General features: G+C 36.7%; 6 protein-coding genes. 1 reads left to right on the forward strand and 5 read right to left on the reverse strand.

Annotated elements, in window-relative coordinates:
- Positions 1 to 40 precede the first annotated feature (40 nt).
- The 5 genes from bfr (H5072_RS09850) to H5072_RS09870 form a co-directional block, all read right to left on the reverse strand.
- Complete coding sequence (gene bfr, locus H5072_RS09850; RefSeq protein ID WP_002958984.1) at positions 41 to 505, reverse strand: bacterioferritin; 465 nt, start codon at positions 503 to 505, stop codon at positions 41 to 43.
- A gap of 12 nt (positions 506 to 517) precedes the next feature.
- Positions 518 to 988, reverse strand: a complete 471-nt coding sequence (bfr, locus tag H5072_RS09855) for a bacterioferritin (protein ID WP_002958985.1) — start codon at positions 986 to 988, stop codon at positions 518 to 520.
- A 272-nt stretch (positions 989 to 1,260) separates the two neighbouring features.
- Positions 1,261 to 3,396, reverse strand: a complete 2,136-nt coding sequence (locus tag H5072_RS09860) for a TonB-dependent receptor (protein ID WP_182693423.1) — start codon at positions 3,394 to 3,396, stop codon at positions 1,261 to 1,263.
- Between the two features lie 78 nt (positions 3,397 to 3,474).
- Complete coding sequence (locus H5072_RS09865; RefSeq protein ID WP_182693424.1) at positions 3,475 to 4,539, reverse strand: PepSY domain-containing protein; 1,065 nt, start codon at positions 4,537 to 4,539, stop codon at positions 3,475 to 3,477.
- Between the two features lie 103 nt (positions 4,540 to 4,642).
- A complete protein-coding gene (locus tag H5072_RS09870) occupies positions 4,643 to 5,521 on the reverse strand; it encodes a cation diffusion facilitator family transporter (RefSeq protein WP_182693425.1) in 879 nt (292 codons plus the stop codon).
- 250 nt (positions 5,522 to 5,771) lie between these two features.
- Here H5072_RS09870 and H5072_RS09875 point away from each other — a divergent pair.
- A partial coding sequence (locus H5072_RS09875; RefSeq protein WP_182693426.1) for a hypothetical protein occupies positions 5,772 to 6,041 on the forward strand: 270 nt, incomplete at its 3' end.

Genomic DNA, 6,041 nt, shown 5'->3' on the forward strand with positions numbered 1-6,041 from the left:
AGCAGCTTTTTAGCTGCTTTTTTTGTGGCTGAATTATTGTTTACAGTTGAGACTGTAAGTAGTTTTTAATACCCGTATTTTTAATAAGTAATTGTTGGGTTTCTAACCAATCAATTTGCTCTTCTTGTTCATTTAAAATGTGATCAAGGGCTTCGCGGGTAATGTAATCTTTTTTACTTTCAGCCAGTTTAACGGCGCTTCGTAACTCGTCAATAGTATCGAGTTCAAAACTCATGTTAGCAGCAATCATTTCTTCGCTGTTTTCACCAATACGTAATCGGCCTAGGTCTTGAAGATTTGGTAAGCCTTCTAAAAACAAAATACGTTCAATTAAACGATCAGCGTTTTTCATTTTTTGAATTGATACTTTGTAGTCTGCTTTATCAAGCTGTGTAAAGCCAAAATCTTTAAACATACGTGCATGTAAAAAGTATTGGTTAATACCAACAAGCTCATTAGCGAGTACTTTATTAAGCGCTGCAATAACGTCTTTATCGCCTTTCATAATATGCTCCTACTAAGCCATTTGTGCTTGATGATAATTTTCAGAACCAATTTTATCAATTAGACCAAGTTGTTGCTCTAACCAGTAAACATGATCTTCTTCGGTATCAAATAACAGCTTTTCTAAAATGCTACGAGATTGATAATCTTGTTGTTCTTCACATATTGCGATTACGTCTTTAACACACGCAACTACTTCAAGCTCTAGTGTTAAATCGTTTTGCATCATGCTTTTTACATCGTTACCGATAAGTAAATCACGGCGCTTAGTCATATTTGGTACACCTTCTAAAAACAAGATGCGCTTAATAAGCCAGTCTGCGTGATCTTTTTCTTCTTCCATTTCGTGGTTAAGGCGCTCGTATAGTTTGTTTAAACCCCAGTCGTCATACATGCGCGAGTGTATAAAATACTGATCGATTGCTGCTAATTCGTTAGCTAACAATGTATTAAACGCATCGATTACTTTTTGATTACCTTTCATGATAAATCGCCTCAACTATTTCAATTGTATGCAGTGTAGTACATATAGCCTATATTGCAAGTTTTCTCTATAAAAATCATTGCGTTACTATTAGTTTTGATTCTTATTTAAGTTTGCGTTACTGCTTGGTTTATGGACAGTTTTTTATTTGTATTAGTATCTGAGAATGATTACTAGAGGTATTTATAAACAATAAGTAGAGATACTGCTTTTCATATTATCTTTTTAAATAAATAGGCATGCTGATGCCTATTTATTGAGTCTATTGCTAATTAAAACTGGTATTTAGCACCCAGCGTTGCGGTTGTGCCTAATCCTTTAATGTTATAGCCGCCGTAAGTGTAAGATTGTGCGCGGGCTGGGTAGTAATCACTATTGAAAAGGTTTTCTATTCCAAAATAGCCACTCCACTTGGCGTTAACATTGTATTGGCCACTTAAGTTAAATGTGTTGTAGCTACTAACAGGGCCCTGATCGCCAGAGTATTGGCCTTGTGCGTTTTTATCAAAGCGCTTTCTGTCGCCTACGTATAAAAAGCTCATTGCAAGTGATAGTTTGTCATTTGTTTGCCATGTTACATTAGCTGTTGCTTTAGGTGGGCTAATTTGGCTTGCGCCTAGGTAGTCATCAGCTTCGGTGTTTTTACCTTCAACATAGCTGTAAGTAGCACTTAATTTAAGGTCTTGGGTAATAGTGTAGTTAACTAGTCCTTCGTAACCCCATATTTCTTGTGGTGCACGCACGGGTTCGTAAACACCCGTTACTTCATTATATTCACTACTTGTACCAAGCTCTGAGGTACTTCTGTAAAGTGCAAATTCAAAACGCACGTTTTCAAACTGTGAGGTAAAACCAACTTCGTAATTATCGATTATTGAAGCTTGGGTTTGAATAAGCGCAATATCTTCAACGGTCGCAGAGCGAAGTAGGCGACCAATATCAGAAATGTCAGAGCCTTGTGAGTAACTAAAAAACGGACTAAACGCCTCTGTTAAATTGTATTTTATACCAGCGTTATAGGTTGTCGCGTCGTAATTAATACTGTCGCCACGCACACTCAATGGCACTGAGCATTGAGATACGGTTTTGCAAAGTTTTAGCGTTTGGTAGTCACTTACACTCAAATCAATGCTTTCGTTTCTTACACCCGCTTTTACAATAATATCGTCGTTTATTACCCATTTGGTTTGTAAAAAGCCAGCCACACTTTTCATGTCCATTTCTGGCACCCACACACGGCCATCTACTAAAGGTTGCGATGTTTTATCATTTAAGGCATCAATACCGTAGATTAGAGTGGCTGTTAGGTTTTCAAAATCAAACTGGCTATTAAATGTAGCTCTTGCACCTTGCTTGTCTGATTTAATAACCGATTGACCACCGCTATAACCTTCATCAAGATTGGCTAAAGCGGTTGAGAAAAAGAATACGTTTTCTATATTTTGTTTATACAGATCGAGGGTCATTTGTGTGTTTTCAAACAACGCGTAATCAACATATTTTAGGGTTATATTTTCGTTGCCTTCTGGGCCTTGCGGTTTACCTTGTTTTTGAAGCGCTAATGGGACGTGTATAGCGTATGTTTTTTCCCCTATATTGCCATCGCCAGTAACATCGCCTAAATCAGTTTTTTGCTGTGAGCTGTAAAAGTTATAGCTGAACTGCAGTTGCTTTTCGTCGTCAAAATCATAAGTTAGTTTGGTAAAATAGTTTTGAGTTTCAGAGTCTGATAAACCATATTGCAAGCCTAAAATATCGCCCTGTGCATCGCGTTGTACGCCGTTTTCTTCATAGCTTGCCGTTAACAGGTAGCTTAGTTGGTCGAGCTTACCGTTTACTGCGGCTGATACTCTACCGCCACCACTTTCTGCTAATTTAACAGCGCTAAAGCGGCTTGAAATACTTATTTCGCCTTCCGGTTTACCATCACTACGCGCTTGTTTTGTTATGTAGTTAATAATGCCACCTGAGGCACCATTACCATAAATAGACGTTGCGCCTTTTATGACTTCAATGCGCGCTATTGCGCTGGCGTCTAACGTTTTTACGCCTAAAGAACCATTACGAAGAGGGGTTGATTGCGGTACGCCATCAATCATTATTAATGGCGCACGGCCGCGTAGTGTTTGTCCTGAATTACTTGAACTGCCTGTATCTGGGGCAAGCCCTGGAACCATTTGCGCGAGTAAGCTCCCCAATTCTGAGCTTACTTTTAAATGCTGTTGTATTTGTTGCTGATTAATAACGGTAATAGATGCAGGTACTTCGTCAATGCTTTCTGATATGCGGCTGCCTGAAACAATGACATGCTCAAATTGATCAGAATTGTATTCATTTTTATTATTTTCATTTGCTAACGTGTTAGTACTTATTGCAACAGCAATAAGGCAAAGCGAAGTTTTTAACATGGGGTGTCTTAGTTGATAATAATTTACGTAATGGTAATTATTATCAACTAATGACACAAGTGTTAATGAGATTTATTTCTATTTATGGCGTTTTAACCAAAAATATACACCGCTTACAATAAAAAATGCGAGTGAAAGGGCTATTAATAACCATAAAAACTGCACGATAGGACCTGCAAAATCACCAATGTGAAACTTATATTTGAAGTTCCATGCTTGTGTTGTGAAGTTTGTTTTACTGGCGTCAAATGAGTTTAATACTTTACCCGTAAATGGGTTAGTCCAAACCCAGCTGTAAGCGTGACTTTCGCCAGGGTTTTGCATTCTCAGTGCAATTGCTTCGTCATCCTTTTTAGGTAAGTAAATTCTATATAATTTACCGTCTGGAAATACGTTCTCTGCATTTTTAATTGCTTCATTGTAGTTTAAAGTAGCTTGAGAAGGGGTTATTACTTTTGGTGCTTTAGGTCTTTGTTCTACCTTGTTTAAGGTCACAAATTCTAATACCGATTGAGTTTGTGTTTTCCAGTTAAATGCCATACCAGTAAAGGCAATCAGCATAAGCGGTATAAAAAAGTAAACACCAAGCACTGTATGTAATTGATACATGAGCACTCTAAATTTGGCTTTTGGTTTTATAGCTAAACGTTTAACTCTGTTTTTGGGCTTTACCCATAAATAAAAGCCCAGTAATACATTTATTAAAAGTAACAATGCACATACCGACATCCAATTTCGAAAGGTTTTTTCACCTTTACTGTTTTCAAACAACAGCCAACGATGTAATCCCATAGCAAACCCATAAATCGTATCGGTTGATTCATAGATGTTTAGTACACTCCCTGAGTAGGGGTTAACACTGGCGTAGTGTTTATTGGCTAACCGAAATTGCCATGCTGCGTTTGGCGCTTGTTCGGGCATAAAAAAGGTGATTTTTTGCTTAGTTTGAGCTTGTACATTTTGTATAAGTTCATCGTAATGCATTAAGTTTTTTTGGGGTGTTACTTGCCATTTCTCAGGCTCTATTAGGTGCTGTATATCTTTTGCATAAATCATAACAGCACCGGTTAGGCTCACTATTAATAAAAATAGTCCGCTAATTAGGGCAAGGCCTAAATGAATTCTACGTAACCAAAGTTTCAAAAACGGTATCTCATTATGAGTTAATGACAATATTGTAAATGATAATACGAGCTGTTTTCAATTAAATAAGTTGTGTATTTGGTTTAGCTTACTATTAAGAACATTAAATTAGGTTTTTATTTGTAATAGATTGGGTTTCTATTATGCAATTTTCGATTTTAAAATTGTCGTGCAAAAAACTTTTAACTGCGGCTAAATCAATTACCTGCTGAGTGCTAATAATAAGCTCGCAATAATTTTCTTTATCGTCTAGTTGCCAAAGCTTAATGCTAACTACCGATTCGATATTAAATTCATTACTAATAGCACGTGATATTGCATCTGTATCAATATTGCTAGGCGCTGCTTGCATTAAAATTTTGCAGCTTTGCTTTAATAGTAAAATGCCATGATAAATTACATAAAGAGAAATAAGCACAGTGGCAATTAAGTCAACGATATACCACTGGTATAAAATAATTAAGGTGCCCGCAATAATAACAACAATAGATGCCATTGCATCTGATACGTTATGAATAAAGGCCGCTTTTATATTTATACTGTGATTTGCGCCAGCTCGGTAGGTTAAATATGCGGTTGCTAAATCAATAATCAATGCTATTGCTGCCACCCACACAACTATCCAACCATTAATTGGTTGAGGGTTTAAATAGCTCGAAATGGCTTCAAAAATTAAATACACACCAATTAATATCAATGTACCGCTATTAAAAAGTGTGGCAAGTATTTCAGCGCGTTTATAGCCAAAATGATGAGTGGTGTCAGCAGGTTTATTACCAATTTTACGTGCAACGAGCGCGATAAATATAGCGGCAGCATCACTTAAATTATGAAGTGCGTCGGCTATAAGTGACAAACTGCCCGAAAATACCCCGCCAATAACTTGGGCTACGGTTAGCAATACATTAATAACCACAGCGACGGTTAGCTGTTTATCGCTCTGGTTTTCGTCTACATGACTATGTGAGTGATCGTGCGCCATAATGACCTCAAATGTATTAATTGAATATTGCTTATATCATGGCTGGTATAAAACCGCTACAGATGTGTTAGCGTCAATAAATCTAATTATAAGTTAGTAATAAAGGCGTATATTTTAAAAAGTGTAATTTAATATTGTAACGCTAAACACCCATTTTTTAAGGAGTTTACCGCTCAAAACTTGCGTCTTTATATATTTAGTGCATTAATGTAAGTAATATTAAATGATTATAAGTTGCTGGATATTAAGCATGCATAAAGGTTTAAACTTTGGTGAATTAACAGGTAAAGGACAGTCTGTTCGAAGTAAGTTAATTATAACCTTTATAATTATAGCCTTAGGGCCACTATGTATACTTACTTGGTTTAGCCTTGGACATGTAAATAGCACGCTTAAGCAAAATGCAGACGCTGAACTAAACGAGCTTAATAATATAGGTAAGCAATTTGCTGATATTTGGTTTGCAGAGCATGTTAAGGATCTATATTTGCTTAGGGCGCAGTTTGATATTAGCCCGACT

Source organism: Pseudoalteromonas sp. SR45-5, assembly GCF_014163565.1.
In the GTDB taxonomy this organism is placed as follows: domain Bacteria; phylum Pseudomonadota; class Gammaproteobacteria; order Enterobacterales; family Alteromonadaceae; genus Pseudoalteromonas; species Pseudoalteromonas distincta.

Bases quoted from the DNA above. Each gene is read 5' to 3' on its own strand.
- bfr (WP_002958984.1), bottom strand. From the start codon at position 505: ATGAAAGGCGATAAAGACGTTATTGCAGCGCTTAATAAAGTACTCGCT.
- bfr (WP_002958985.1), bottom strand. From the start codon at position 988: ATGAAAGGTAATCAAAAAGTAATCGATGCGTTTAATACATTGTTAGCT.
- H5072_RS09860 (WP_182693423.1), bottom strand. From the start codon at position 3,396: ATGTTAAAAACTTCGCTTTGCCTTATTGCTGTTGCAATAAGTACTAAC.
- H5072_RS09870 (WP_182693425.1), bottom strand. From the start codon at position 5,521: ATGGCGCACGATCACTCACATAGTCATGTAGACGAAAACCAGAGCGAT.